19 protein-coding genes are annotated in these 25,104 nt (G+C 61.6%); 2 read left to right on the top strand and 17 right to left on the bottom strand.

What is annotated here, in order from left to right:
- Positions 1–16 precede the first annotated feature (16 nt).
- The 6 genes from BUA26_RS12575 to BUA26_RS12550 form a co-directional block, all read right to left on the bottom strand.
- A complete protein-coding gene (locus tag BUA26_RS12575; RefSeq protein ID WP_072761178.1) occupies positions 17–3,142 on the bottom strand; it encodes an error-prone DNA polymerase in 3,126 nt (1,041 codons plus the stop codon).
- 10 nt (positions 3,143–3,152) lie between these two features.
- Positions 3,153–4,559 (bottom strand): Y-family DNA polymerase, encoded by a 1,407-nt coding sequence (locus BUA26_RS12570; RefSeq protein ID WP_072761177.1) that lies wholly within the window; start codon positions 4,557–4,559, stop codon positions 3,153–3,155.
- 12 nt (positions 4,560–4,571) lie between these two features.
- Complete coding sequence (gene imuA / locus BUA26_RS12565; protein WP_072761176.1) at positions 4,572–5,195, bottom strand: translesion DNA synthesis-associated protein ImuA; 624 nt, start codon at positions 5,193–5,195, stop codon at positions 4,572–4,574.
- The gene (lexA, locus tag BUA26_RS12560) at positions 5,195–5,815 is read right to left on the bottom strand and encodes a transcriptional repressor LexA (protein ID WP_072761175.1); all 621 of its coding nucleotides are present in this window, start codon (positions 5,813–5,815) and stop codon (positions 5,195–5,197) included. The genes imuA and lexA overlap by 1 nt, the downstream gene beginning before the upstream one ends.
- 158 nt (positions 5,816–5,973) lie before the next feature.
- Positions 5,974–8,181, bottom strand: a complete 2,208-nt coding sequence (locus BUA26_RS12555) for a glycoside hydrolase family 20 protein (RefSeq protein WP_072761174.1) — start codon at positions 8,179–8,181, stop codon at positions 5,974–5,976.
- Between the two features lie 40 nt (positions 8,182–8,221).
- A complete protein-coding gene (locus BUA26_RS12550) occupies positions 8,222–9,847 on the bottom strand; it encodes an alpha-L-fucosidase (protein WP_143154264.1) in 1,626 nt (541 codons plus the stop codon).
- 391 nt (positions 9,848–10,238) lie between these two features.
- On the opposite strand from BUA26_RS12550, the gene BUA26_RS20125 reads away from it, so the two are divergent.
- A complete protein-coding gene (locus tag BUA26_RS20125) occupies positions 10,239–10,475 on the top strand; it encodes a hypothetical protein (RefSeq protein WP_143154263.1) in 237 nt (78 codons plus the stop codon).
- On the opposite strand, the gene BUA26_RS12545 is transcribed toward BUA26_RS20125, so the two are convergent.
- From BUA26_RS12545 to BUA26_RS12500, 10 genes are all read right to left on the bottom strand, one after another.
- Positions 10,446–13,769, bottom strand: a complete 3,324-nt coding sequence (locus BUA26_RS12545) for an EAL domain-containing protein (protein WP_072761170.1) — start codon at positions 13,767–13,769, stop codon at positions 10,446–10,448. The two genes, BUA26_RS20125 and BUA26_RS12545, sit on opposite strands and share 30 nt — an antisense overlap.
- Positions 13,770–13,782: 13 nt before the next feature.
- Positions 13,783–14,946: a chemotaxis-specific protein-glutamate methyltransferase CheB gene (cheB, locus tag BUA26_RS12540; protein WP_218587813.1), complete on the bottom strand. Its 1,164-nt coding sequence runs from the start codon at positions 14,944–14,946 to the stop codon at positions 13,783–13,785.
- Complete coding sequence (locus BUA26_RS12535; protein ID WP_072761159.1) at positions 14,943–17,255, bottom strand: hybrid sensor histidine kinase/response regulator; 2,313 nt, start codon at positions 17,253–17,255, stop codon at positions 14,943–14,945. The genes cheB and BUA26_RS12535 overlap by 4 nt, the downstream gene beginning before the upstream one ends.
- A 22-nt stretch (positions 17,256–17,277) precedes the next feature.
- Entirely contained in the window at positions 17,278–18,741 is a 1,464-nt protein-coding gene (locus tag BUA26_RS12530; RefSeq protein ID WP_072761158.1) for a CHASE3 domain-containing protein, read from the bottom strand.
- A 44-nt stretch (positions 18,742–18,785) separates the two neighbouring features.
- The gene (locus BUA26_RS12525; RefSeq protein WP_178368581.1) at positions 18,786–19,352 is read right to left on the bottom strand and encodes a chemotaxis protein CheW; all 567 of its coding nucleotides are present in this window, start codon (positions 19,350–19,352) and stop codon (positions 18,786–18,788) included.
- A gap of 100 nt (positions 19,353–19,452) precedes the next feature.
- Entirely contained in the window at positions 19,453–20,829 is a 1,377-nt protein-coding gene (locus BUA26_RS12520; protein WP_218587812.1) for a CheR family methyltransferase, read from the bottom strand.
- Positions 20,830–20,861: 32 nt separating this feature from the next.
- Positions 20,862–21,323: a chemotaxis protein CheW gene (locus BUA26_RS12515; protein WP_072761155.1), complete on the bottom strand. Its 462-nt coding sequence runs from the start codon at positions 21,321–21,323 to the stop codon at positions 20,862–20,864.
- 124 nt (positions 21,324–21,447) lie between these two features.
- Positions 21,448–21,816 carry a hypothetical protein gene (locus tag BUA26_RS12510; protein WP_143154262.1) on the bottom strand — a complete coding sequence of 123 codons (369 nt, stop codon included), beginning with the start codon at positions 21,814–21,816 and terminating at the stop codon, positions 21,448–21,450.
- Between the two features lie 141 nt (positions 21,817–21,957).
- Positions 21,958–22,569: an acyl-homoserine-lactone synthase gene (locus BUA26_RS12505; RefSeq protein ID WP_072761577.1), complete on the bottom strand. Its 612-nt coding sequence runs from the start codon at positions 22,567–22,569 to the stop codon at positions 21,958–21,960.
- Positions 22,570–22,754: 185 nt separating this feature from the next.
- Entirely contained in the window at positions 22,755–23,153 is a 399-nt protein-coding gene (locus BUA26_RS12500; RefSeq protein WP_072761152.1) for a DUF4902 domain-containing protein, read from the bottom strand.
- 126 nt (positions 23,154–23,279) lie between these two features.
- Between BUA26_RS12500 and BUA26_RS12495 the strand changes: the two genes are divergently transcribed.
- Positions 23,280–23,969: a LuxR family transcriptional regulator gene (locus BUA26_RS12495; protein ID WP_143154261.1), complete on the top strand. Its 690-nt coding sequence runs from the start codon at positions 23,280–23,282 to the stop codon at positions 23,967–23,969.
- A 116-nt stretch (positions 23,970–24,085) separates the two neighbouring features.
- Here BUA26_RS12495 and zipA read toward each other — a convergent pair whose 3' ends face one another.
- Positions 24,086–25,096 carry a cell division protein ZipA gene (gene zipA / locus BUA26_RS12490; protein WP_072761148.1) on the bottom strand — a complete coding sequence of 337 codons (1,011 nt, stop codon included), beginning with the start codon at positions 25,094–25,096 and terminating at the stop codon, positions 24,086–24,088.
- Between the last annotated feature and the right edge of the window lie 8 nt (positions 25,097–25,104).

The raw sequence follows: 25,104 nt of genomic DNA, 5'->3' as shown, positions 1-25,104 counted from the left end.
GAACGCCCTGATTTTGTCAGTGGAAATCCCGCGACCGCGCATCCAGCGCACCCAGCAACGGGGTCAGATCCTGAAGACGATGTGCGATCAAGTGACTGACACCGTCCACGTGCTCCCATTGGCCTTCCACCGCGAGCAGGCGTGCCTCGATCAGCGCGCGGCGCTGCGTTTCGGCCACATGCCGCCAGACCACCACGTTGACCAGGCCGTGCTCGTCCTCGAGGGTCACGAAGATGATGCCGCTGGCCGTCTGCGGTTGCTGGCGCGACGTCACCAGCCCGGCTACCCGCACGCGGCTGTTGTGCGGCCGGGTGCGCAATGTCTTTCCATCGATGCAGTGCGCCGCGCGCAGCCTGGCCCGGATCTGCCGCAGCGGATGCGGCCCGAGACTCAGCCCCAGCCGCGCGTAGTCCGCCAGCGTGTCTTCGGCTTGCGTGGGCAGCGGCAATGCGACTACCTGCTCGGCCGGGCTGTCCATGCCGAACAGCGGCAGCTGTGCTTCGACGCCGGCGACAGCCCAGCGGGCGCGATGGCGATGGCCGGCCAGACCGCGCAGCGCGTCCGCATCCGCCAACAGATCCTGATGCCTGCGATCGAGCCCGGTACGCGCGCACAAGTCGGTGATGTCGGCGGAGGCGTGCTGCTGGCGCACCGCCATCAGGCGCAGCGCGGCGGCTTCGGAAAAGCCGCGCACCATGCGCAGACCCAACCGGATCGCATGCGAACCGGCCGCGTCGCGCCTGCCTTTTTCCAGCCGGCCTTTTTCCAGCGTGCCTTTTTCCAGCACGCAGTTTTCCAACGTGCAGTCCCAGGCGCTGAAACGCACATCGACCGGGCGCACGGCCACGCGATGACGCTGCACGTCCTGCAGGATCTGGCTCGGTGCGTAGAAACCCATCGGCTGCGAATTGAGCAGCGCGCAGGCGAATGCGGCCGGGTGATGGCATTTCAGCCAGCTCGATGCATAGACGATGTTCGCAAAGCTGGCCGCGTGCGACTCGGGAAAGCCATACGAGCCGAAACCCTTGATCTGTTCGAAGATGCGATCGGCAAAAGCCGCCGTGTATCCGTTGCGTAGCATGCCTTGCATCAGCTTCTCGCGATGCGGCTCCAGTCCGCCGTGCCGCTTCCATGCGGCCATCGAACGACGCAATTTGTCGGCGTCGTCGGCGCTGAAGTCCGCGGCCACCATCGCCAGTTTCATCACCTGCTCCTGGAACAGCGGCACGCCGAGCGTGCGTTCCAGTACCTCCTTGAAAGCCTGGGACGGATACTCGACTGGCTCTTCACCGTTACGGCGTCGCAGGTAGGGATGCACCATGTCGCCCTGGATCGGGCCAGGCCGCACGATCGCCACCTGAATCACCAGATCGTAGAAATTCGCCGGCCGGTGCCGCGGCAGCATCGCCATCTGCGCGCGGCTTTCGATCTGGAACACACCCACCGTGTCGGCACGCTGGATCAGCTCGTAGGTAGCGCCATCGTCCGGCGGGATCGTCGCCAGCGTGTGATCCACGCCATCGTGCGCGCGCAGCAGATCGAGGCATTTGCGTACGCAGGTCAACATGCCCAGTGCCAGGCAATCGACCTTCAGCATGCGCATGGTGTCCAGATCGTCCTTGTCCCACTGGATGATGGTGCGATCCGGCATCGCCGCGTTTTCCACCGGCACCATCTCGTACAACGGCACATTGGAAATCACGAAACCGCCCACGTGCTGCGACAGGTGCCGCGGCATGCCGAGCAGTTCATGGGTCAGCTTCAGCACGCGGCGAATGACCGGACTGTGCGGATCGAAACCCTGTTCGCGCAGGCGTTCCTCGGCAGTGCTGTCACCCCAGCCACGCGCAAAGACATCGCTGAGCTGATCCACCTGGTCCAGCGGAAGGCCGAGCGCCTTGGCCACGTCGCGCACCGCGCTGCGGCCGCGATAGCAGATCACCGTGGCGGCCAGCGCGGCGCGCTCGCGCCCGTACTTCGTGTAGATGTGCTGGATCACCTCCTCGCGCCGCTCGTGCTCGAAATCGACATCGATGTCGGGCGGCTCGTCGCGGTCCTCACTGATGAAGCGCGCGACCAGCAGGTCATTGATTTCCGGATCCACCTCGGTCACGCCCAGCGCAAAGCACACGGCGGAGTTGGCGGCCGAGCCGCGGCCCTGGCAGAGAATGCCTTCGCCGCGCGCGAAGCGCACGATGTCATGCACGGTGAGGAAGAACGATTCGTACCTTTTCAGTTCGATCAGCGCCAGTTCCGCATCGATCAATTTGCGCACTTTGTCGCTGGCGCCATCCGGCCAGCGCCAGCGCATGCCTGCCTCGACCAGATGGCGCAACCAGCTGGTCGCGCTGTGGCCCTTGGGCACCAGCTCCTTCGGGTAGTCGTAACGAAGTTCCGCCATGTCGAACGTGCAGCGTTCCGCGATGCACACGCTTTCGTGCATAAGTATCGCCGGATAGATCGCCGCCAGCGCGTCGCGCCGGCGCAGGTGGCGTTCGCCGTTGCGGAAGATCAGCGCACCTGCCTCGGCGATCGGCACGCGATGCCGGATCGCGGTGAGCGTGTGCTGCAGCGCCAGCCGGCGACGCACGTGCATGTGCACGCCGCCGCTGGCCACCAGCGGGAGATCGAGCGCGCGGCCCAGCGCCTGCAGGTCGCGCAGGCGCGCTGCATCGTCGGGCCCGCGATGCAGCTCCACCGCCAGCCAAGCGCGCTCGCCGAAGGTCGCGCGCAACCAGCGGCCTTGTGCGATGTCCGGTTGCAGTCCGGGCAGCCACAAGGCCAGCGTGCCCGGCAAGCCATCGCCCATGTCGGCGCGGGTCAGTCGATATGTGCCTTTCTTCGATGCCCGCCGCCCGCGCGTGATCAGGCTGCAGAGCGCCGTATAGCCTTGCTTGTTCTCGCACAGCAGCACCAGCTTCGGTCCATCGTCGAGCTGGAATTCGGCGCCCACGATCAACTTCACGCCGGTTTCGCGCGATGCCTCGAGCGCACGCACGATGCCGGCCAGCGAGCATTCGTCGGTGATCCCCAGCGCGGCGTAGCCGCATGCTTTCGCGCGTTCGAACAACTCGCCCGCGCTGGATGCGCCGCGACCGAAGGAGAAGTCGGACAGGCAATGCAGCTCGGCATACGAACTCATACAAGCAGGCTCATGCGAACCAGCCCTGCAGCATCCAGCCGCTCTGTTCGCCGGGCTGACAGAACGCCCACGCGTGCTGACCCAGCGAGGTCTCGATCACGTAGTAGTCGCGGCACGCTTCGGCGCCGTCCCACCAGCCGGTTTCCAATCGTTCGGGACCGGCCAGGATGCGCGGCGCCGGACCGCGCAGCGGAATCGGGCGATCGAGCAGCCAGGTCGGGCGCGGACGCGGCTCTTCGTAGTTGGCGCCGCCGTGTTCGGCCACTGCCTGCGCGCGTTCGGGACGCGGGTCGGTAGTGCTGCCCAGCCGGTAGACGGTGCGATCGCCCAGCCGCGCACGCAGCCGCTCACGCAGTTGCTCGATCGGCAGCGCGTTGGCGGGGCGTTCGTCGAACAGGTCGCGGCCGGCCGGCACGAAGTTCGGCAGATCGCGTGCGACCAGCCGCAAGCCCAATACGGGTTCGGGCAGCTGCACCTGTTCCAGCCGGCCGCGTGCCAGTTCGAACAGCATGCCGGCGTCGCGCTCCGGCGACAGCAGGCCGACCTTCACCGCAGTCGCCCTGCCTTCGCGATGCTCCAGCCGCAGCACGAACCGCTGCACGCCGCCGTCCCTGCCCGCCAGGTAGGCAGCAAGGTCGCCGGTCATGCGACGCAGCGGAAATACCAGCGCGGCGATGTTCTCCACCTCATGCGTCAGTTCGATACGAAGATCGAACACATCCGGTGGACGATAACTGTCGAGCCCGGCCGGCAGCTCGCCGAGCAGGCGATCGATGGCTTGCAGCAGTCCGGCCCCGAAGCGGCGCCGCAGGCCATCGCGCGGCAATCCCAGCAACGGTCCCAGCGTGCGAATGCCCATCCCCGACAAGGCATCGACGGCAACGGCCGGCAGGCGGCTCTTGCGCATCGGCACGTCGCGCAGCGCATCGCGCAACCCGTCCTGCGCCAGCACCGCCCGGCCATCCTCGATGCCGGCCAGCACATAAGCCGCATGCGGCGTGGGTGCGACTGCGATGCGATGACGAAAACCCAGCGCGGTGAAGTCGGCACGCAGCATGGACTCGAATCGCAGCCATGGGCCGAACAGGCCGAGGCTGCGGCTTACCTCCAGCACGATCGCATGCGGCAGCAGGCTCACTTCGGAGCTGTAGCGATACGCAACCGCCGCCAGGAATCGCTGCCAGCGATCGGCCGCCTGTGGGTCGTAAGGCAACGTATCGAATCGCGCGAGCAATGCATGGGCGGCGGTCAGGCGCTGGCCGACCCGCAGGCCCGCATCACGCGCCGAGGCATTGACCGCCACGATGCTGCGCGCGTTGACGGCACCGCCCACCAGCACCAGCGGCTCATCGCTAACCCGACGGCGGAGGATGCCATCCAGTGCCAGATGCGGCAGCAATACACAGGCCCACAACATGATCGCCAGCCATCAATGCCATGCGCGCGGAAGCGCGAAAGGCTGCGCCGGCACGGCGCCGCCACGACACTTGCGCACCCATACCTGGGCACGCGGCGCGGTTTCGATCTCCAGCCGCAATGCCGCCGGCGAAGCGCTCGAGAGATGCCTGCGGTCGCGGAACGCGAACGCCAACGCCTTGCCCGTGTCGGCCGCCACCTGCAAGCGGCGCAGCGCACGGTCGTCGGCCTGGCGCGGCCACGCCAGCACGGCGGCGCAACTGCCCGAGCGCAGGCATTGCTCGGTAGCCCACAACACCTCGGCTTCCGGCGCTGCCACGATATCCACCCGCCGCATGTCGACGCCGTGCTGTTGCCAGCCGGCCACGCAGGGCGCATACGGCGGCGCCACGACGACCACCGAACGTTTGCCGCGGCTGAGCCGCGCCATCGTGGGCAGCAGCAGGCGAAGCTCGCCCACGCCATCCATCGGCAGCAGGATTTCGGAAAGCGCGGCAGCCGGCCAGCCGCCCGCGGGAAGCGATGCATCCAGTGCTGCCCACCCGGTCGGCTGCTCGCCTGCCGGTACGGGCACGGCCCGGCCGCGCCAGACCTGTCGCGCATCGAGCATGCCCGACAAGGCGACGATCGAGCCCATCAGCAGCCCCTCAGCAAGCCTGCGAACAAGCCTTCGATGGCGAAGTCGTCGCTGGGATCCGGGTCGATGGGTTGATAACCCGGACTGTTCGGCAACAGCCGTATCACATCGCCCTTCCAGTACAGCCGCTTGATGGTGAAGCGGTCGCCACCCACCCGCGCCGCGACCACCTGGCCATGACGGGCCACCGGTGTGGCATGCACGCCCACCAGGTCCTGGTCCAGGATGCCCTCGTCGCGCATCGAGTCGCCGATCACCCGTACCAGGTAATCCGGTTTCAGCCGGAACAGCCAGCGCGACACGCGCAACGTGCGTTCGATACGCGATTCGGAAAACAACGGCTCGCCCGCAGCGATGCGGCCGACCAGCGGCAGATCCATGGTGTCCGCATCGATGGGGTCCGGCGCGCTCACCAGCCGGATGCCGCGCGAGCGGTTCGGCTCGATGACCAACCGGCCCTTGGCCTCCAGCGAGCGCACATGTTTCAGCACCGCGCTGACGTTGGGCAGGCCCATCGCCTGGCCGATCTCTTCCAGCGTCGGCGCGTGGCCACCTTGCTCCACGCGGGCACGGATGAAGTCCAGGATGTTGGATTGGCGGGAGGTCAGCTGCAGGCTCATGGCCGCTATATTTTCACCATTTCAGGTGAAAATATAGGTATCGATGAGTTTATTTTCAGAATCCATGGCGGGAATCCCGCACCTTTCACGTAACGCGTTGATGCACAAGGGCACTGGGTCCCGGATATCGCTTTGCGATTCCGGGACGATGGACAAAATCAGTGCAGCATGATTTCGTCGGAGAACAACCACGCCCTGTGACCGGCACCAGGGCTGTCGGCCGGCAGCGGGCCATAGTTCTCCGCCTTGACGCGGACATAGCGCGCGCTTATCGGCGCGGCGCTGGCGAACTCGATGCGCTGCACCAGCGGGCGCGCATCGCCGGCGTCGATCTTGGGAGTCTTGGTGTCGAGTTGCGACCAGTGCTCGCCATCGGCCGACACATAGAACGTCACGCTCCTGGGCGGCAGCACCCAGGAGCCGCTCTGCTGGATGAAGTTCACCGCGATGCTGCGCAGGCTGGTCGTTTGCTGCAAGTCGATGCTTGCATCCAGATCGCCACCTTCCCAGCCGACCCATTGGCCGTCGTGGAGGTTGTTGCTGCCGAGCAACCCGTCGTCCAGCGCGCCGGGTGAGCCGCTGTAGCGCGGGCTTGGCGGCTGTGCGTAGGTGATCGGCTTGCCCGACGCCAGGTTGTCGAGCAGGGTAAAGCGGGTCGGCAGATCTAACGCGCGACCGTGGCGGAAAGGTGTCACTTGCAATGTGCCCGCGTGGCGGATCGACAGCGTGTCGGTGAATTCGGGAGAACCCTCGCCCGGTTCGCTGCCATCGGTGCTGTAGCCAAAGACCATGTCGGCCAGACTGCTTCTGGCCTGCAACTGCCAGCCGCCCTGCGGATCGGGTACGACATGGAAATCGGCCAGATTCTGGTCTTCGGCACCGTAATTCACTTGCCGGGCGTCGAGCCACGGGTATTGCGCCTGCAGGCGGCGCTGAAAATCGGCGTAGTCGCGCGGGCCGTCGTTCCAGGTGATTTCGGCGAATGCCAGCACGCGCGGATACAGCTTGTTTTCCGCGTTCAGCGGCGTGGCGTACTCGCTCCACAAGGGCGCCTCGGCACCGAGGACCTGCCCTGCCGGGGCGTCGGCATAACCTTGGCGGGGATCGCTGGCGTAGATCTTTTTCACGCCGAGTTCGGCGGTGGGCGTGTCCAGATAGTACGGCCCGGCGTTGATGATGCGATTGCCGCTGGCGAGTGCCTTGCGGCCCTCGGCTTCGCCGCGCCATATCTCGATGATGGCGTTTTTGTCCGCACCGCCTTCGAGAATCTCGTCCCAGCCGATCAAGGTCCGCTGCTTGCCGGCCAGATAGGTCTGGATGCGCCGGATGAAATAGCTCTGCAAGCCCTCCTCGTCGGCCAGCCCCTGCGCGTGCATGAGCTGCTGGCAGGAGTCGCAGTCTTTCCAGCGATCCTTCGGCACCTCGTCACCACCGATGTGCACATACGGCGCGGGGAACAGATCGATCACCTCGTCGAGCACATGCTGCAGGAAGGTGAAGGTGGCTTCGTCGCCCACGCAGTAGACATCTTTGAATACGCCCCACGTGATGGGTACCTGCAAAGGCTGCCGGGTGCACGAGAGTTGCGGGTAGGCGGCCAGCGCCGCCGTGCTGTGGCCCGGCATCTCGATCTCCGGAATCACGGTGATGTTGCGCTTGCGTGCATATTCGACGATGTCGCGAACCTGCTGCTGGGTATAGAAGCCGCCATAACGGCTGCCATCGGCTTCGATGCGCCAGGCCCCCACCTCGGTGAGCGCGGGATAGCGCTCGATGGCAATGCGCCAGCCCTGATCCTCGGTGAGATGCCAGTGAAAGATATTGATCTTGTTGTAGCTGAGCACGTCCAGCTGTTTCTCGATGAAAGACACCGGATAGAAGTGCCTGCCCGCGTCCAGCATCACCCCGCGCCATGGAAAGCTCGGCGCATCCTCGATATGCAGCGCCGGAATATTCGTTCTGGCCGCATGCCGAAGCGGCAACAACTGGCGCAGTGTCTGCACGCCCCAGAACAGGCCTTTATCGGTCGCGGCACTGATCGTGACATGCCGCGTCGTCACCGAGAGCCGATACGCTTCGTCGCCCTGCACGGATGGATCCATCTTCAGCACGATCGCGTGCGCGGACTTGCCATGGGATAGCCGGATGCCGGTCTGCTCCTGAATCGCCTCGCGCAGAAAAGAGGCGATTTCGCGTGCACGCACACCGCCGGGGGCGACGATCGTTGTGCGCGCGTCAAGCACATAGCTTCCCTTGTCGACCTGCAATTGCTGCGGCTTCGGAATGATCGAGATGTCGGCCGCCTTGCAGACGACCGACAAGGTGCCCAGCAGGGCAAGGCAGCACAGGGCAAGCGATTTCCACATCGAACCATCTCCCAGCAAGTTGCGGAGCCGATCTATCGGCTCACTGATCCTTCCGTGCGCGCACAGGCATGTCGACGCTTTCCAGCTCGATGCGGTACGCGTAGGCATGCACGCCCGCCGGCTGCGCCGGCAGATCCATATGCAAACCATCGGCCTGCTGGCTGAAAGCGACCGACTTGCCGGTCGCCAGCAAGGTCACCGACTTCACCCGCATGGCGGGTCCAATCGAATGAACGACCGCATGGCGCGTCGCCGGCCAGCCCAGTTCGATAACGTATAGCCGGTTGCCCTTCGTCGTGAAGCGAAAGTCTTCGGCGGTATACGGCCGGGTCTTGGTGTCCTGCATGGTGCCGGCCACCACCTGGGTGGGACCCTCGCCGAAACGCTGCCACGGCCGTGTGCCATAGATCGCCTCGCCATTGGCGCCCAGCCACTGGCCGACGGCCTGCAGGATATGCCGGGCCTGCTCCGGAATAGTGCCGTCGGCCTTGGGTCCGATGTTCAACAGCAAGTTGCCGTTCTTGCTGACCACATCGGCGAGCAGGTGCACGACCTCGTCCGGCGACTTGTAGGTGTCGCCTTCCGCATAGCCCCAGGAATCGTCGCTCACCGAGGTTTCGGTCTGCCAGGGTTGTTCGCGGATATCCGCCGCCTGCCCCCGCTCGATATTCATGGTGCCAGTGCCGGGACGCATGTTGTCGAGCTTGTAGAAAAGCACAGCTCCCTGCTGCCGCGCCGCTGCCTGGTTGTAGTAGAACGCGGCGAACTCGGCCAACGCGCCACGGAAGCGCGGCTGCCCGACCCACCAATCGAAGTACATCAGGTCCGGGTGATAGTCCTGCACGATTTCGGCCGAACGCGCCAGCCAGTCGTCGAGATACGCATCGGATACGAAGGTCCAGTCGACTTCCTTGCCGTCTTCGCCCTTGCCCGACGTCACAGCATGCGCCGGGCCGTACAGCGCCGCGTAACGCGGATCGTTGACGTCGGAATCGAAGGTGCGGCCGTTGTCGAAGAACCAGTCATGCTCGGCGCGATGGGAGGACAAGCCCAGCCGCATGCCTTTCGCGCGAATGGCGCGAGCCAGCTCGCCGATCACGTCGCGATGCGGCCCCATCTTCACCGCCGTCCAGTCCGACAACTTCGAGTCGTACATCGCGAAGCCGTCGTGGTGTTCCGCCACGGGCACCACGTAGCGCGCGCCCGCTTCGCGGAACAGCGTGGCCCATGCCTGCGGATCGAAGTGTTCCGCCTTGAAAAGCGGAATCAGATTCTTGTAACCGACCTGCGGCATCGGGCCGTAGGTCGCCACCTGGTGCTGGTAATAATTGGAATATTCGCCACTGCGCTCATAGATGTGGCGCGGATACCACTCGCCCTTGTAAGCCGCCACCGAATACACGCCCCAGTGGATGAAAATGCCGAACTTGGCATCGCGATACCAATCAGGAGTGCGATAACCGCCAAGGCTCTGCCAGTCCGGCTGCATGGGCCCTTGCCAGGCAATCGTGCGGGTCTGCTCGAGAATGGTCCGGCGCACCTTGTCGTACGGCCGGTTGGCCGCCACCCATTGCTTCTCGATCGTTGCTGCATCCGGTGGGCGCGTATCTGCTGCAACCGCCGAACCGCACAGAGTGGCCAGCCCCAGCCATAAACCGGCAGCCATCACCATCTTGCTTGTGCATGCGCGCCTCATGACCTTTGCCCCAGCGCTCACCGACCGTCGTCGAGAGCAAAACCATGTGTCGAAATGGCGGCCGGCTAAGGGTTGATCGGATTGCCGATTCCCATCGAGATACAGTCGAAAGCGATAACCCGGCATGGCTGCAACCTCCCATTCTTGCGGCACCGATGACACCGGGTGATCGTTGATCCACCACGCGCACGGAAAAAGTATTTGCTGGATCGGATACATGACGCCCTGGGCCGTCGTTCCACCAACGATGGTTCACATACGAACCTATAGTTCATATTTACTTACATTGTGACAAGTTGCATCGCAACAACGCGCGAGCAGCGGCGGGGCGCGAATGAAGGAACAGCAAGGGAGAGACGGCTTGAAGAAGATGTATACCGACCTCAGCACCGGAAGCCGGAGAAGCGCTGGCAAAAGTGCGGCCGAGCTCGGCGCTGCGAGATTGCTCGAACCCGTGACGAGTGGGCGCATGACGATCCGGCGCAATTGTCCGGCGTTCGATCTGAGCGAGACCGACTATCGGTACGCCGGCCAGAACCCGGCCCATGGCAACGGCGTCAAGCACAGCTCATCGTGGCAGCAATGTTCCTTCTTTTAAAAATTCCTCAACCTTCTCGGCGACAATCGCTTGACTGAACAGGAAGCCCTGAATTTCATCGCATTTGAGCAACCGAAGGAATTTCTCCTGCTCACTTGTCTCGACACCTTCGGCCACTACACGCATCCCCAGGGAGTGCGCCAGCGAGATGATCGTTGACACTATGCTCAAATCATCGGAATTACTTACCATGTTGGCAATGAATGACTGATCAACTTTGAGTGTTGTCACCGGCAGCTTGGCGATGTAGCTGAGTGAAGAGTAGCCGGTACCGAAATCATCGATGGTCAACGCCACCCCCATTTCACGAATCAATCGAAGTTTGTGAATATTTGAAGCGATGTCGTGCATGATCAGACTTTCGGTTATTTCGAGCTCGAGCCTGCTCGCCATATCCCGATCCCCTTTTACGACACGCTCGATCACGTCAACAAAATCGTCCTGCTGCAGCTGAATCGCGGATACATTCACCGCCACCCTCGGAGACCCGAGGCCTTTCGAATGCCACGTCAAGGCATCCGACACCGCTTTTTCCAAAGCCCACAGGCCAGCCTCCAGAATCATTCCAGTCTCTTCGAGAAGGGGAATGAACTTCATCGGCAATATCAACCCCATTTCCGGATCGTTCCAGCGCAACAGTGCTTCAAATCCACTGATTTGCCGGCTGCAAAGATCGATTTTTGGCTGGTAATGCAACTCCAGATGCCCCTCTTCAAGTGCCCGGCGAAGCTTGTTCTCAAGCGATAATTTTTCAGTGACCATCACATTGAAGGCCGGCTTGTAGAACAAATACCTATCGGCCGTTACCTTCGATTTTTTCAACGCCGATTCGGCATTGTGCAGAATGGTATCGATGCCCTGGCCGTCACCCGGATAGGACGATATTCCAGCCCGGGCGGATACACGCAGCTCCTGCTCACCTATCACAAATGGCTTATCCCTGATTATTGACAAGATGCTCTCCATGACATGGACAATGTTTGCGTTTTTCACGCTGTTGTCGATCGAAATGCCGAAGCAATCTGCAGAAAAATGGGCGACGATATCCGTTTCACCGAGCGTTTCTTGCAGCCGTTGGGCAATCTGGCGCAAGAGATCGTCGCCAGCCTGGCGACCCAGAGCCTCGTTGATACTGCTGAATCGATTCAAGTCGAGCACGATCACGAAGAGCAGCTTGTTATGGTGGCGCGCCACGTTGATTTTCTGGGCGACGCGATCCACAAAAAGCGTGCGGTTCGGTAATCCGGTAATGGCGTTGTAATAGGCGAGATAATTGAGACGATCGTCTTTTTCGAGATGATCCAGCGCGAAGGAAATATCCCCGGCCGTTTCGATCAGTAGCCGCATCTCCTCTTCATCGAAAACGCCAGGTTCGGGTGCATAGAGCGCAAGCACGCCAACCACCCGGCCATCCAGCATCAGGGGAAACATTGCCGCAGAGCGATAGCCGCGACTCAATGCTTCGGTCCGCGATGACAGCATGACTTCATCCGTGGCAACGTCATTGCAGATTACCGGCTGCTGCGCGGCCAGGGTGCGCGCTGTCAGCGTGCAACTGACCGTACGCGCATCTTCCACGGCACCCATGCTTAACCGGGACAGGTACCCTTCGTCATGGCCTGCTCTCGCTACAGGCGTGACCATCCCCGAATCCACATCGAGCATGCCGATCCAGACAAAAACGAACTGGCCGAGGTCTACCGCGATGCGGCAGACCTCGGCGAAAAGCTGGTGACGTTCCCGGGCGCGCACGATCGTGGCATTGATGCTGCTCAGTACGCTGTATATCCGGTTGAGGCGGGCAATCCTCGCTTCGTGCGCCTTGCGCTGGGTCACGTCCCGCACCGTTGCAGCCACCACGATGCCGCCTTCCAGCTCCATGGGACTCAGGCTGATGTCTACCGGAAAGGTGGTTCCATCCTTGCGCAAACCGCTCAGGTTGAGCATGTCCCCACCCATCGTCCGGGGAACGGCATGCCGCAGGAAGTCTTCGCGTGATTCGACATGCGCACGACGAAAAGCTCCCAGCATGAGCTTTTCGACCGGCTGGCCGAGCAGTTCGTCCCGCGCGTAACCGAATGTGGTCTCCGCCTGGCGGTTGACGAGCATGATCGTACCTTGCTGGTCGATCATCACGACCGCATCCGGTGCGTATTCGAAGAGCGCGTGGAAGCGTTTCTCGGCGCTCTTGCGTTCGATGACCTCCGCCGTGAGCGCCGCCGTCCGCTGTTCCACCAGCAGCTCCAGGTGTTCGTGCAATCTGGCGCGTTCCAGCGCGATTCCCACCTGATGCCCGACTCCGTAAAGCGTTTCCAGCTCATCATCCCTGAACAGGCTTTGCTCCACCCTGACCAGATTCATTACGCCGAGGCGCCGGTCGCCGCTCCACAGCGGAATGCTGACATGGCAGCACGAGCGGTCCGTACCGCCGTTGGCGCGGTCCAGCCGCTGACACTGCAGGGTATGGGTGACGCTGTTCATCTCGCCAGCAAGAAAACGGCGCTGGCATTCGCACGGGGTTTCCGCGATGTTCGGGTCAAACAATCCCGACGGCGGGTTATGCACTGCCTCGATGCGGAAGACATCGTCGGTCAGGAGAAAAATCCAGCCTGCCTGCACCCCCGGCAATTCCACTGCATGCTCAAGTGCCTGCTTGCATACTTCGTGCTCGCTAATCGCGCGATTCAGCCCCTCGGCGACATGGTAGAGCCCGGTCAGCGTGCAGTTGGAGTCCGCCAGTTCGCGCTGGCGCGCTTTGAGCTCTTCACCGATATGTACCGCCTCTTCGTAGACCGAGATCAACAAGTCCACGATCTGCTGGCGCTCGGCGGTAATGAAATGCCTTTGCCCACCGAGATAAATTTCCACACCCATCTGCATTTTCTGGCTCTTGCGCAACTCCTGATGCATCAGCAGGTAGTCGACTCTGGCAAGCAGATAGTGCTCTTCATAAGGCTTTCGAATGAAGTTGTCGGCGCCGCATTCCAAACCCTTCATGATGTCCCGCACGTCGGAAAGCGTAGTGAGCAGGATCACCGGCACATCGCGGAGCTGGTCGTCGCGCTTGATTTCTCCGCACAGCGTGAAGCCGTCCATTTCCGGCATCATGACGTCGCTGACGATCAGCGCCGGTTTGCCTTGCCGGGCCGCGGCCAGCGCCTGTTTGCCGTCCGAGGCAACGGTGACCGAGTAGCCCTGTTCCTCAAGCAGATACCGCAGCCTTTCCGCCTGGGTCGGACTGTCCTCGGCGACAAGAACTTCAAGGCTTCTGTTCTTATTCTTCCCGGATCTCATGGAGCGACTCCATCTACGTATTCCCGCGTCGGTGGTTCAGCAGGCTCACCAATGCTCCGGCAATCTTCTCCGGGGAAAGGACGAGCATCGCTGCATCGAGCCTGATCGCCTCCCCTGGCATGCCGTGCACGACCGAGCTTTCCTTGTCTTGGGCGAAAGTGACCGCGCCCCTCTCCCTCAATCGCCGCAGCTCCTCGGCGCCATCGCGCCCCATGCCGGAGAGCAGGCCTGCGACGGCTTCGCGTCCGTAGACATCTCCGATCGAGCGGAACAGGTAGGACACCGACGGGCGCAATCCGTTTTCGGGATCGTCCCTGGTCAGAACGATCCTGCCGGTTTGCCCCACTTTCATCTGGTGATCGTCGGGCGCGATGTACACGTGTCCCGGAAGAACAAGGCTGTCATGGACTGCCACATGGACCGGCAGAGCGGACGATTGCGCCAGCCATGCGACGAAGCCATCGATGAATCCGGTCGCCATGTGCTGAACAATCAGCAGCGGCGCCGCGTACGTCTTCGGCAAGCTTCTGAGTATGGTGTGAAGAGCCGGCGGCCCACCGGTTGAAGCTCCAATAGCGACCACCCTCACTGCCGTCGGCGCATTCGCAAGCGTTATCTCCACCGGACTCGGAGCCGGCGGACTGTGCTGCACCTTGGGCCAGCGCCGCACTACCTTGACCTCCGACATCAGTTTCACCTTCTGCACCAGCTCCCTCACCGTGGCCTCATGATCCGGATGACCGATGCCCGCCGGCGGCGACAGTACAGCCAGCGCACCAGCCTCCATCGCCTCGAACACCGTCATCACCTCCCCGCTGTCGCGACTTCCGCTGACGATGACGATCGGTCTGGGGTCGGTTTCCATGATCCGGCGCGTGGCCTCCAAGCCACCCATCTTCGGCATGTGGATGTCCATCGTGATCACGTCGGGCCGATAGTGGCGCACGGCGTCGAGCGCCTCTTCGCCGTTGCATGCAGTGCCGATCACGCGGATACAGGGATCCGAATGGAGCGCGTAAATCAGAAACTCGCGCACCACCGGCGAATCTTCCACCACCAGGACGTTGATCAGTGGCTTCGCTTCATGGCGTTTTCCCATGGGGCGATGCTTGCTCCCTGCCGCTGGGTCGGCCTTGCCTGAGTAAGGATATTCGGCACCTTGGACCTGCAGCGTCACAGCAACCTCCGTATTACTTCCAGCAGATTGCTTTGATCGAAACTGCTTTTCACGATATAGGCGTTGGCGCCAGCGTCGATGCCACGTTCGCGGTGCTCGCGCGATTCCAGTGCCGTGACAAGCACCACCGGCAGCTGCGCAAGCTTCTTGTCGGCACGCACCTTGGCCGTGAAATCGAAGCCGTCCATGCGCGGCATCTCGACGTCGGAGACGACCAGGTCGAATGCGCCGGTCTTGAGCGTCGTATATCCGTCGATGCCATCCACTGCTGCAGTGACGCGATAACCTGCCGACTCCAGGATGCCCGTGAGCAGTGAGCGTGAAGTGATCGAGTCCTCCACGACCAGGATGGATGGCTTGTCCACCCTTCCGGGTTTCACCACCGTCAGGTGATCATCGAGAAGCGCGGGAAGTACCACATGCCTCACCGCCGATTTCAGCAGGTCGGAGACATTCAGCACCGGCACCACCTGGCCCGTACCCAGCACGCTTGCACCTGCGATATTGCGCACGCGCACCAATTGCGGTCCAAGCGATTTGACCAGCACCTCCTGCTCGCCAAGGATTTTCTCGATGCCAAACGCGATGCGCACGCCGCCCTGACCGAGAACCGCTACCTCCATCGCCTCCGCTTGCGGACCGACCTCACGCGATCGCGGCAGCGCCAATACGTCGCCGAGCCGCACCATGGCAACCGCTTGGCCGTCCAGCGAGATCGTCTCCCGGTTTTCCACGGTCCGCACGTCCTTCCGTGCCACGCTCATCACGCGCTCGACATTGGCTGCAGGTATGACGAAAAGCTGTCCACCGGCATGAACGATGACTCCCCTGAAATTGGCCAGCATCAACGGCAGGATGATCCGGAAGGCTGTGCCGACGCCGCGCTGCGATTCGACCTTGATGCTTCCACCCAGACCGTCGACTTTTTCCCGTACGATGGCGAGCCCGAGTCCGCGTCCGGAGACATCCGTGATGATGGGACTCGTGCTGACGCCCGAGGCAAAGATGAGCGCCAACGCATCGTGCTCACCGGTACGTCGCCCATTCACCGCGGAACTGCTGCCGAGCCTGTCGGCGGCAGCATTCACCAACGCCGCATCGATGCCTGCGCCGTCATCGGCCACGAGAACCTCGGCGTTGCCGCTGTCTTTCTGCGAAATGGCCAGCGTTATCGTTCCACGCGGTGGCTTGTGCCTGGTTTCACGCACCGCGGGTTTCTCGATACCGTGATCGATGCTGTTGCGCAATAGATGGATGAGCGGATCCTTCATCGCCTCCAGGATGCGTCGGTCGATTTCGATTTCACCCCCTTGAATCACCAGTTCCACGTCCTTGCCCTGCTCGCGGGCCAGCTCGCGTGCGTAGCGCGGCAGGATCTCGAGCAACGATGCAAAGGGCAGCAGCTGCATCTCCTTGACGTCGTGCAGCAGGCCCTCGGTCATCCCGGCCAGCACGCGTCGATCGTGCTCGGCGGAGTGGCTCATGCTGACCAACCGTTCCTCCAGCACTTTCATGTGCAGCTGTTCGGCATCCAGATATTCGAACAGCGTGGCCAACTCACGCCTCCCGGCAGTCGAGCCGTTGACCGTACCGTCGTGCCCATCGATTCGTCGTGTCTCTTGTTTCGCCGGCGAAAGCGCACGCTCGACGGTCCGCAATGCCGGTTGAATGTCGAGGCGTCGTTTTTTCCAGACAGCGAGAGCTGCCGTTGTCGCGCGCAATTCGCTGGCGCGCTGGGTTGCCGCCAGACGTGGCACCAACAACTCCTCAGCCTGGCGCATCACCGCATCGAGTTTCGTGGTGGAAACCCTGACCGTCTCCGGCACCAGACCAGGCGTCACGGGCGGCATGTGCGCCACGCCGCTCGCGGCCGGCTCAGCAAGGGCCGCAAGGGCGACTGCCACCCCTTTTGATGCCTCGTCCAGCCGTCGTGTCAATGCACTGACCGAGGACTGCTGATGCCCTCCAGGCGCCTCTGCTGCAAGCAGCCTGCCGAGGACGGCGATAGCCTCATGAAGAAGATCGAACAGGAATGGCGAAAGATCGAGTCGCTCTCTTTTCAATGCGGCGAACACGCTTTCCAGTGACTGGCATACCGATTCGATCAGCGTCAGGTTCACCGCCCGGGCGGCGCCCTTCAGGCTATGCGCATCGCGGAATATGGCCTCCACGATGTCCACACGCTGATCCGGCGCCTGTGCCTTTTCCAGCGCAAGCAGGCCCGACGACATCGCCCGAAGGTGCTCATCGGCTTCGCTCCGGAAGACCACCATGAGTTTTTTCAGCAGTTCGTCGCTTATATTGACCATGATCTTGGCCTCCTGATCCGGTTCAGGCGGACCTGCTCCCGATCAAAGCGCCCAGCCTCTGCCCGAGCTCATGCAGGCCCTGCGCGGCAACTTCAGCCTGGCGCGTTCCGGCGACATTCTGGGTACTGGCCTGCTTGATGCTCTCCATCGCCATGGCCACCTGGTCCATGCCCACCATCTGCTGCTGGCTGGAGGCTGCAATCTGGGTAGCGGCCTGCGCCGCTTGATTGACGCTGTCAGCGAGCAAGCGGATGGACTCACCGGTCTCGCGGGTTTGCTTGACCCCGGCCTCCACTGCCTTATTGCCCTGCTCTGTGGCGAGCACGGCGGCGCTGGTAGCCTTCTGAATGTCGCCGAGAATGGTCCGCACCTGGGCCGTGGCCTGCTTGGACTGCTCGGCAAGACTCCTGATCTCCTGTGCCACCACGCCAAAACCCTTGCCCAGTTCACCGACCTTGGTGGCCTCGATGGCAGCATTCACAGCGAGCAGGTTTGACTGCTCGGCCAGACCATTGACTGTGGCGATGATTTCGCCGATGACCTGGCTCTGCTCGCTCAGGCGAACGATGCTCTCGGCAATGGACTCCATCTGTTCCTGGATATGGTGCATCCCCTGCACCGCGTCATCGACCGCCCTGCGGCCTGTCTGCGAAACATCCGAGGCCTTCTGTGCGCTGTCGGAAACGTAGCGTGCTTTCTGGCTCGCGAGTTGCGCGGTCTGCTTGACTTCCTCCACGGTGGCGGTTGTCTCGCTCACCGCGGCAGCGGTTTCGGTTGCGCCGGCGGCAACCTGGCTGGTGGTGGCCAGGATCTCTGCGGCGGAGGAGGACAGCAAGGTAATGCTTTCCCGCAACTGGCGGGTAATGGTGCGCGTCAGCAGAAAGCCGAAGACGACCAGCACGACAAGGGCCAGTGGAATGCCGTACACGATGGTGAAAATCGTCTGTCTTGCACTCGCATTGACCTCGGTGTCCCATTGCGCCAATAAGGCTTCTTCCTCGTTCTTCCCGTCCGCGATCTTCTGTCGTATTTCATCCATGATTTCCTTTCCCTTATTGGTTTGCACCACTTTCGTCGCAGCATCAAAGCCCTTGTCCCTGCGCAAATCGATGGTTTCCTTGAGCTCGGCAAATTTGGCCGCGATGAGCGGATCCAGCGCATCAAGCAAGCGTTGCTGGCTTCGCTCGTCCTGTACTTGCTGCCGGAGATTTTTCAGTGCCGTGATCACGGCCGCCTTGCCCGTCTCATACGGCGCCAGATAACTGTCTTCACCGACGATCAAATAGCCGCGCTGTCCCGTTTCGGTATCTTTCAAGGCCGATAGCACTTTCTCGAAATTCTCGATCGCCTGATAGGTGCTGGATCTCCGCTGCGTCGCAACGATATAGCCGCTTGTATTTCGGTACGAAACAAAGCCGATAACCACAAGAATGAACAAGGCAAGCGCGTAGCCGGCTCCTACTTTTGTTCCGATGGTCCATTTCATCTTGCGGTCTCCTCAGGTGACTCTGTTCAGGTCGGGTTGCCCGTCTATTCGTTCACCAGCTGGCGCACGATGATGTTCGTGTCGAATAGGAGCTTGTCGGCATCGAGAATGACGGTGCGATCGGATGTCACCCCGCGCAGGTAGGCCGTACGTATATCCCTGAGCGTGGGCAGGGACGCCTGGATATCAGCCGTTGGAATACGGCGAACACCGGTGATCGCATCGGCGAGAATGCCAAAAGACATGTTCCCGGACTGGAGCACGATGACCTTGTCTAGGTCGGTAAGTCCCCGCACCGGAAGGTCGAAAAATGTCTTGATATCGATGACCGAGAGAATCTCGCCCCTCAGATTGATTACGCCGCGCACGAATGCCGGTGCGCATGGCACTGGCGTAAGGCTTTCAAGGGGATAGACCTCGCGAACGTAGCGAGACTCGATGGCGTAGTGCTCATAAGCCAGGAGAAAATCCACCACTTCGATGCGCACATCGGCGGCTTCCGCCGGCGCGAGCTCCAGAGCCAGGGCCCATGCCCTCGCTTTCAGAATACGTTCGACTTCTTCTGCTGAAGGTGCCCAACCTCGTTCGATCGCAGCGCAGACGGCCAACATGCGCTCCTCCATGCCGCGCCAGTCGACAGTCTCTCTCTCCTGCCTTTGTGGCCTAGATCCATGCGAGCTCATATGCGCATCCTCTTCATGCTTCAACCGACTAGGTACTCGACAGGCCGGACAACACCGATGTGACAATTTCCGCAAGCTGACCGGCACTCAGCCCTTCCGACTCAGGCACGGTTTCATCCGGCGAGTGCCTATGCAGGAGATCGAGGGTGTTCCTGAAATGCCGCTCCGCTTCGCCGCGCGAGCTTTGCGCCAGGCAAATGTTGCCCAGCGCGAAATGCGCGAGCACGAAACGCGGATCGAGGTACAGCGCACGCGTCAGCGACTGTGCGGCAAGCTCATCCTGGCCCTGCTCCCGGCGGATCGCGGCCAGAAGATACAAGCGTGCAGGATTCAGCTTGTCGGCGGCTACCGCTCTTTCGCAATACTCGGCGGCTTCGACAAGGCTTCCCTTGTTGGCGTGGATGTGCGCGGCGCGATCGTCCGCCTCCCATTGGAATGGCGTCGACCAGCGCTCCTGGTGCAATGGCATTTCGCGCGTAACCGTTGCGGGAGATGCGTCGTTAACCAAGCATTCCAGCGGACAGGCGTCAGGCTCTTGGCAAGACAATGCGGCGGGGAAAATGGTCGCCATATCCTGCAATTTCGTGTTCGGGGACTTGCAGTAAAAAGTTGCTCCGGAAAAGCTGACGGCCGAAAAGCGTGAGAACAGACTGTTGGATGTCTCTGCCGGGCTTACGACAAGCCAGCCACCGCTGACCAGAGAGCGACGGAAATTTTCAACGATTTTTTCCGCCTGCAGCGGCGTGAAATACATAAGCACATTGCGACAAAAAATCACGTCTACATCGCTCGTGCCATTCGTGGGCGACGGGTAAACATCGTCGGCAAGATTGAGGTAGGCAAATTCCACCCGATCGCGAATAGCGCGCCGGATTTCAAAGCGGGAATGCCTGCCCTCAACGAAATAGCGTTCCCGGACCCAGGCCGGCGTCGCACGAAACGACCATTCCGCGTAAATGCCCTCAGCCGCCTTGCGCAGGAAAGCCGGATTGATGTCGGTAGCCAGGATGCGCGCGTTCCAGGCTTTGGATGGCGCCGTCAGGCGGTCCAGAAGCATGGCAATCGAGTATGGCTCTTCGCCGGTACAGCAGCCGGCACTCCAGATATGAAGCGGCCTGCCCGCCTGCTCGCACTGGCGAATGAGCGGCGGGAGTACGTGGTGTTCGAGCACGTCGAAACTGCATTCGTCGCGAAAGAAATAGGTCTCGCCGACGGTCAGATGGTTGGCCAGGGTCTCTATCTGCCCTCTTGTCAGGGAGGTGGACAGAAGCCAACGGGCGCATGACTCCGCATCCGACATGCCGAAGCTCGGTGCGGCAGCCGCAACACCTCGCGCAAGATCGCCCCAGCATCTTGTGGGAAAGTGCAACCCCATTCTTGCGGCGAGCAGTTCGCTGAGCTGCATCAACAGCGGCCGAGAAAGGGAGGCGCGAGGTATCATGCGCCTCGACCGGCGTCCATCGCGCGATTCAGGGAATCTTCTTCTTCCATTGAAAGGAATGCCTCGAGATCATGGATGAGGACCAGTCCGCTTTTGAGCTTCATGACGCCTTCCAGATATTCGGCCGTGGGGAGGATGCTCTTCGTCATCGCCAGGCTTTGTTCCTGGCACTCGACGACATCCACCACCGCATCCACCACCAATGCGAACGAACGCCGAGCTGTATGCGTGACGACAAGATGGTCGTTCAGCGATATCTGACGCTGCGGGAGAGCAAATCGACGGCGAACATCGATGACCGGTATGACGTTCCCCTGCACATTGACTACACCAAGAACAATGGCCGGCGCCTTGGGTAACAAGGTGATCTTCACCATGTGTACTACGCGGTCCACCGAATACAGGTTCAGGGCGCAGCGCTGGTCGCCCAACATGAAGACGACATACTGGCTGGTCATTTTTATCGTATTCCAGGAGTCAATGTTCGCCGGTGCACTGCAAACCTTGCCCCATGACGACGTGGCTCGCGCGAACGTTGAGTCCCGGCAGCACCGCCACGTCGTGAAGTTTGCGCCGCGACCGTCATTCGTAAGTCCGCGTCAGCAGCAGCGGATCCTCCATGTCGGGCTGATTCGCTTTCACATATTCATCGAAATACTTCAGTACCGGATCCGATACCGCGCCCGAAAGGCGCACCGTAACCAATCTATACGTGACCGGTGCAACGTTCTTCGCGCTACCAGGCTTGCCGCAGGACAGTCGTTTTGCCTCGACGTCGGTTCGCGTTGGATCGACCGAAGCCCTCATATCGGCCACAGCCGCGGTACCGCAGGTGGGCTCGGCAATGGCGCCCGAGAACGTCAACCGCCCACTCGCTGCAACGACGGGTGATGAGGCAAACACCGTCATATACAGACATCCGGCAAGCCGTGTCAGCAAAGAGATATTCATCTCAGTCCACGATCACACCCCGCGCGTATGAGAAGGGATCACATCCCGATCACTCGTAAACCGCTCCTTGCCCGGCCTGCACTCGTCCCGCCGCCATCGTCGACGAAGCTCGTTTCTAACAGGTTGTTGTTCAACAACCTGCTAATGCCGTACTTCGCTCAATTCGGCCGCCGGGAGACCCAGCGCTCGCCGCGTCTGATCGTCCAATTCGATCCACAAGGCCAGGACAGGCTCGCCATCGATCAGTTGGGGCGGTCCGACGCGATGCGCGTGCATACCGATCATCCGGAGAATTCTTTCAACCCCCACGGCGGTGAAAGTGATCAGCCGGGCAGCACCTTGCTCGATCGCCATCTCGGCGACAGCGGAAAAAAGATCACAGAAGCGCTTCCTCGCCTCCTCGCGGGAAGGCGGCGTCTTCTCTCCGATGACTTTTGTCGAGAACCGCGACAGTTCCCAAACTTCCGGTGCATGTGGCGAGGGTGCGCCATTCATGAGACCGGGGAAGACTTCGTCGAGCAGGTAGGCCCGGGTTGTGGGCAGCAGACGGGCGCAGCCACACACCGCCCCGTGTGCGTCCTGAACAATGACGTACAACGTTTCCGGGCGATCGAACTGGTCAAGCTCCAAGCCATTCTTGACCGGCAACTGCCAGCGTAAGGTCTCTACGAATATTTCGTACCGGTAAATGGCGAGCGCCGCTTCGAGGCCGGGTACGAGCTGGTTTCCAGCTCCCTTCACTACCGTGAACATATGCCGCGCCTCCCCCTCTAAGAGACACGGCATTGAAGAATGATTTTCGCCCGACTATAACTGTATGTTCCTACAGTAGCCGCAGGGGGCAGCTGCGAGTACGGGGCATTGGACACATCTGGCCTTGCCCCAAGAGCGACGGGAGGGTTGCCCGGAGCATGGCTAGGGGAAACGGCGGTACAGCGTTACAGCGCGTAGGCGATCTCGATGGGCTGCCAGCATTCGCAGGCCAGCCATGCACATAACAACTCGTTGGTCTTGGGCATACCCAAGTCGTAATTGGTCTGCGTCACGAACATGATGTTGCTGCTCACCCCGCCTGGAGCAAGGAATTTTTGCCCATCAGCCAACCCAAACCAGGCCCAACCTATGCTGACCAGGGGCATATCATCGGTTGCCCATTCACAATATCCTGCACGGAAAGCGGGAACACAGCTTCCGATAAGATCCTCCTGAAGACATTTATCCTCCCAGGCCAGCTTTTGCGGGAAGCTCAGGCTTAAAAACGCATCGAGAGTTAGACGTATATAGCCATCCGAAGATAGTTTCGGGGCAACTGCAGATGAAGACGACGGTGAGCTCACAGCGCTTTCCTACATGACCCGATACGCCAGAACGTTACCGTACACCGCCTACACATAAGGCGACCAACTGTCAGTTTTTGCAGATCCACATGGGGCCACAAAGTGAATGCTTGGCGCGAAGATTGCTTGAGCAGGCTTACGTCGCCGGCGGATTCATCTGCCGAGCTGCTGAAAGAACTCGCCGTCATAGTGCGAGACCTGGGCTTCGAATACTGCTCTTACGTCCTGCGTATGCCCTTCCCGATGTCGCAGCCCAGCGTGACATGGGCGAGCACCTATCCCGCGCATTGGCTGGAGCATTATTTCGCGAACAATTATCTCGAGATCGATCCGCTCATTCAGCGCACATCGCGAGAGATGTCTCCGGTTGTATGGAGTGATGATCTTTTCGAAACCCAGCCGGCTTTCTGGGAGGAAGCCCGAGCGCATGGAATACGTCACGGATGGGCATTGGCCACCCACGGCAAGTACATGACGACGGGCATGCTTTCTCTGGCGCGATCGCATCAAACCGTGACCGAGGCCGAATTGGCCGAGACCGAGATGCAGATGGTCTGGCTGTCACATACCATCCATGGACTGATCGGCGCGATAGAAATGCGAAGGCTCCTGCCGGTCTTCGAGATCGAATTGACAGCGCGCGAAAGAGAAGTCTTGCGATGGAGCGCCGCTGGCAAAACGGCCGAAGCGATCGGGAGGATTCTCGGCATCTCCGAGCGCACCGTGACATTCCATATCACCAGCAGCCTGACCAAGCTCGACGTCACCAACAAGACCCAGGCCGTGGCGAAGGCGTTGCTGCTGGGAATGCTCTGATCTTGGCGATGTTCGCTCGACGATAGGTGCGAACAATCGACAAGGCGTGCGCGCAAGTTTGACTACCGGCGGCGCCGGCCTGCATGCATCAACACACCTGCTCGAACAGACATCGCTCAGCGGCCGAAGATGATCGCCTTGCCTTCGTGGTCGCGGTCCCAGCCGCGCAGTTGATCGCGGATGTGGGCGATGCGCTGGCGACCAAGGGCATTGCGCTCTTCATCGAGTACCTGGCCATCCAGCAGTTCGGCAAGACGCTGGGCGGTGGGCAGCATCGCATCCCAGGCATCCAATGCGGGCAACGGCGCCGGCAAGGTCATGAAGAAGCTCACGCCGGGCGTATGCAAGGCATCCAGGCGGGCAAGGTCGAAGTTGCCGGGTTTGAGCATGTTGGCGACGCTGAAGATCGGCCCGAGCTCGCGCTTGCCGTCGACCAGGCGGTGATAGATGCCCATGTCGCCGAATTCGAGGCCGGCCTTCTCGGCGGCCACGACCAGGTCCGGGCCATTGAAGTGGCCGCCTTCGCGCGCCACCACGAATAGCGTGACGATGCGTTCGACCGGCAGTTGTGCCGGGCGTCGACCGAGATCCGAACGCGGCGGTGTGCCGCTGGTGGTGGTCGTTGCGGGTGCGGGTGCCGACGCTGGAGGAGCCGGCGCCTGAGGTGCAGGCTCGCTGGAGCTGGGCGCACGCAAGGCGTCGATGATCGAGGAAACATGATCGGCCAGCTTGGGCTGGGGCTTGCTGGTCTTTGTCGCGACCGGATCTGGTGTCGGCGCGCCGGGTGCCTGCGCGCGTTGACCCGAGAGGGTGGCGCCAAGGCGCTCAAGCTCTTCGCGCAAGCCCACTTCGAGTTCGCCTTGCTGGGGCTTGACGTCGCCGGCCAGGGGATCGTCGATGGCCGGCCCGAATGCGCTGAACGATGGCTCTTCGCCATCCGCCTGCTCGCCCAGAGTCGGTTCGCGACGTTCGCCGCCGTGCTGGCTGGGCACGATTCGACGTTTGCCCTGCTCTTTCTTCGGCTGACCGAACAGCCAGATCAGCGCCAGCGCGATCAGGCCCACGATCAACAACGGAATGCCGACGGCAGGGTTCCAGGCAAAGGCAAGCACAGGTTGCAGCGTCATTAGGGACT

Source organism: Rhodanobacter sp. OK091 (assembly GCF_900142825.1).
Lineage (GTDB): Bacteria > Pseudomonadota > Gammaproteobacteria > Xanthomonadales > Rhodanobacteraceae > Rhodanobacter.
This window is presented reverse-complemented; position numbering and strand designations above follow the sequence as displayed.

What these genes read in the sequence shown, in the direction of transcription:
- BUA26_RS12575 (WP_072761178.1), bottom strand. Translation starts at nt 3,142, where the DNA reads ATGAGTTCGTATGCCGAGCTGCATTGCCTGTCCGACTTCTCCTTCGGT.
- BUA26_RS12570 (WP_072761177.1), bottom strand. Translation starts at nt 4,559, where the DNA reads ATGTTGTGGGCCTGTGTATTGCTGCCGCATCTGGCACTGGATGGCATC.
- imuA (WP_072761176.1), bottom strand. Translation starts at nt 5,195, where the DNA reads ATGGGCTCGATCGTCGCCTTGTCGGGCATGCTCGATGCGCGACAGGTC.
- lexA (WP_072761175.1), bottom strand. Translation starts at nt 5,815, where the DNA reads ATGAGCCTGCAGCTGACCTCCCGCCAATCCAACATCCTGGACTTCATC.
- BUA26_RS12555 (WP_072761174.1), bottom strand. Translation starts at nt 8,181, where the DNA reads ATGTGGAAATCGCTTGCCCTGTGCTGCCTTGCCCTGCTGGGCACCTTG.
- BUA26_RS12550 (WP_143154264.1), bottom strand. Translation starts at nt 9,847, where the DNA reads ATGGCTGCCGGTTTATGGCTGGGGCTGGCCACTCTGTGCGGTTCGGCG.
- BUA26_RS12545 (WP_072761170.1), bottom strand. Translation starts at nt 13,769, where the DNA reads ATGAGATCCGGGAAGAATAAGAACAGAAGCCTTGAAGTTCTTGTCGCC.
- BUA26_RS12535 (WP_072761159.1), bottom strand. Translation starts at nt 17,255, where the DNA reads ATGGTCAATATAAGCGACGAACTGCTGAAAAAACTCATGGTGGTCTTC.
- BUA26_RS12530 (WP_072761158.1), bottom strand. Translation starts at nt 18,741, where the DNA reads ATGAAATGGACCATCGGAACAAAAGTAGGAGCCGGCTACGCGCTTGCC.
- BUA26_RS12525 (WP_178368581.1), bottom strand. Translation starts at nt 19,352, where the DNA reads ATGTTGGCCGTCTGCGCTGCGATCGAACGAGGTTGGGCACCTTCAGCA.
- BUA26_RS12520 (WP_218587812.1), bottom strand. Translation starts at nt 20,829, where the DNA reads ATGCAGCTCAGCGAACTGCTCGCCGCAAGAATGGGGTTGCACTTTCCC.
- BUA26_RS12515 (WP_072761155.1), bottom strand. Translation starts at nt 21,323, where the DNA reads ATGACCAGCCAGTATGTCGTCTTCATGTTGGGCGACCAGCGCTGCGCC.
- BUA26_RS12510 (WP_143154262.1), bottom strand. Translation starts at nt 21,816, where the DNA reads ATGAATATCTCTTTGCTGACACGGCTTGCCGGATGTCTGTATATGACG.
- BUA26_RS12505 (WP_072761577.1), bottom strand. Translation starts at nt 22,569, where the DNA reads ATGTTCACGGTAGTGAAGGGAGCTGGAAACCAGCTCGTACCCGGCCTC.
- zipA (WP_072761148.1), bottom strand. Translation starts at nt 25,096, where the DNA reads ATGACGCTGCAACCTGTGCTTGCCTTTGCCTGGAACCCTGCCGTCGGC.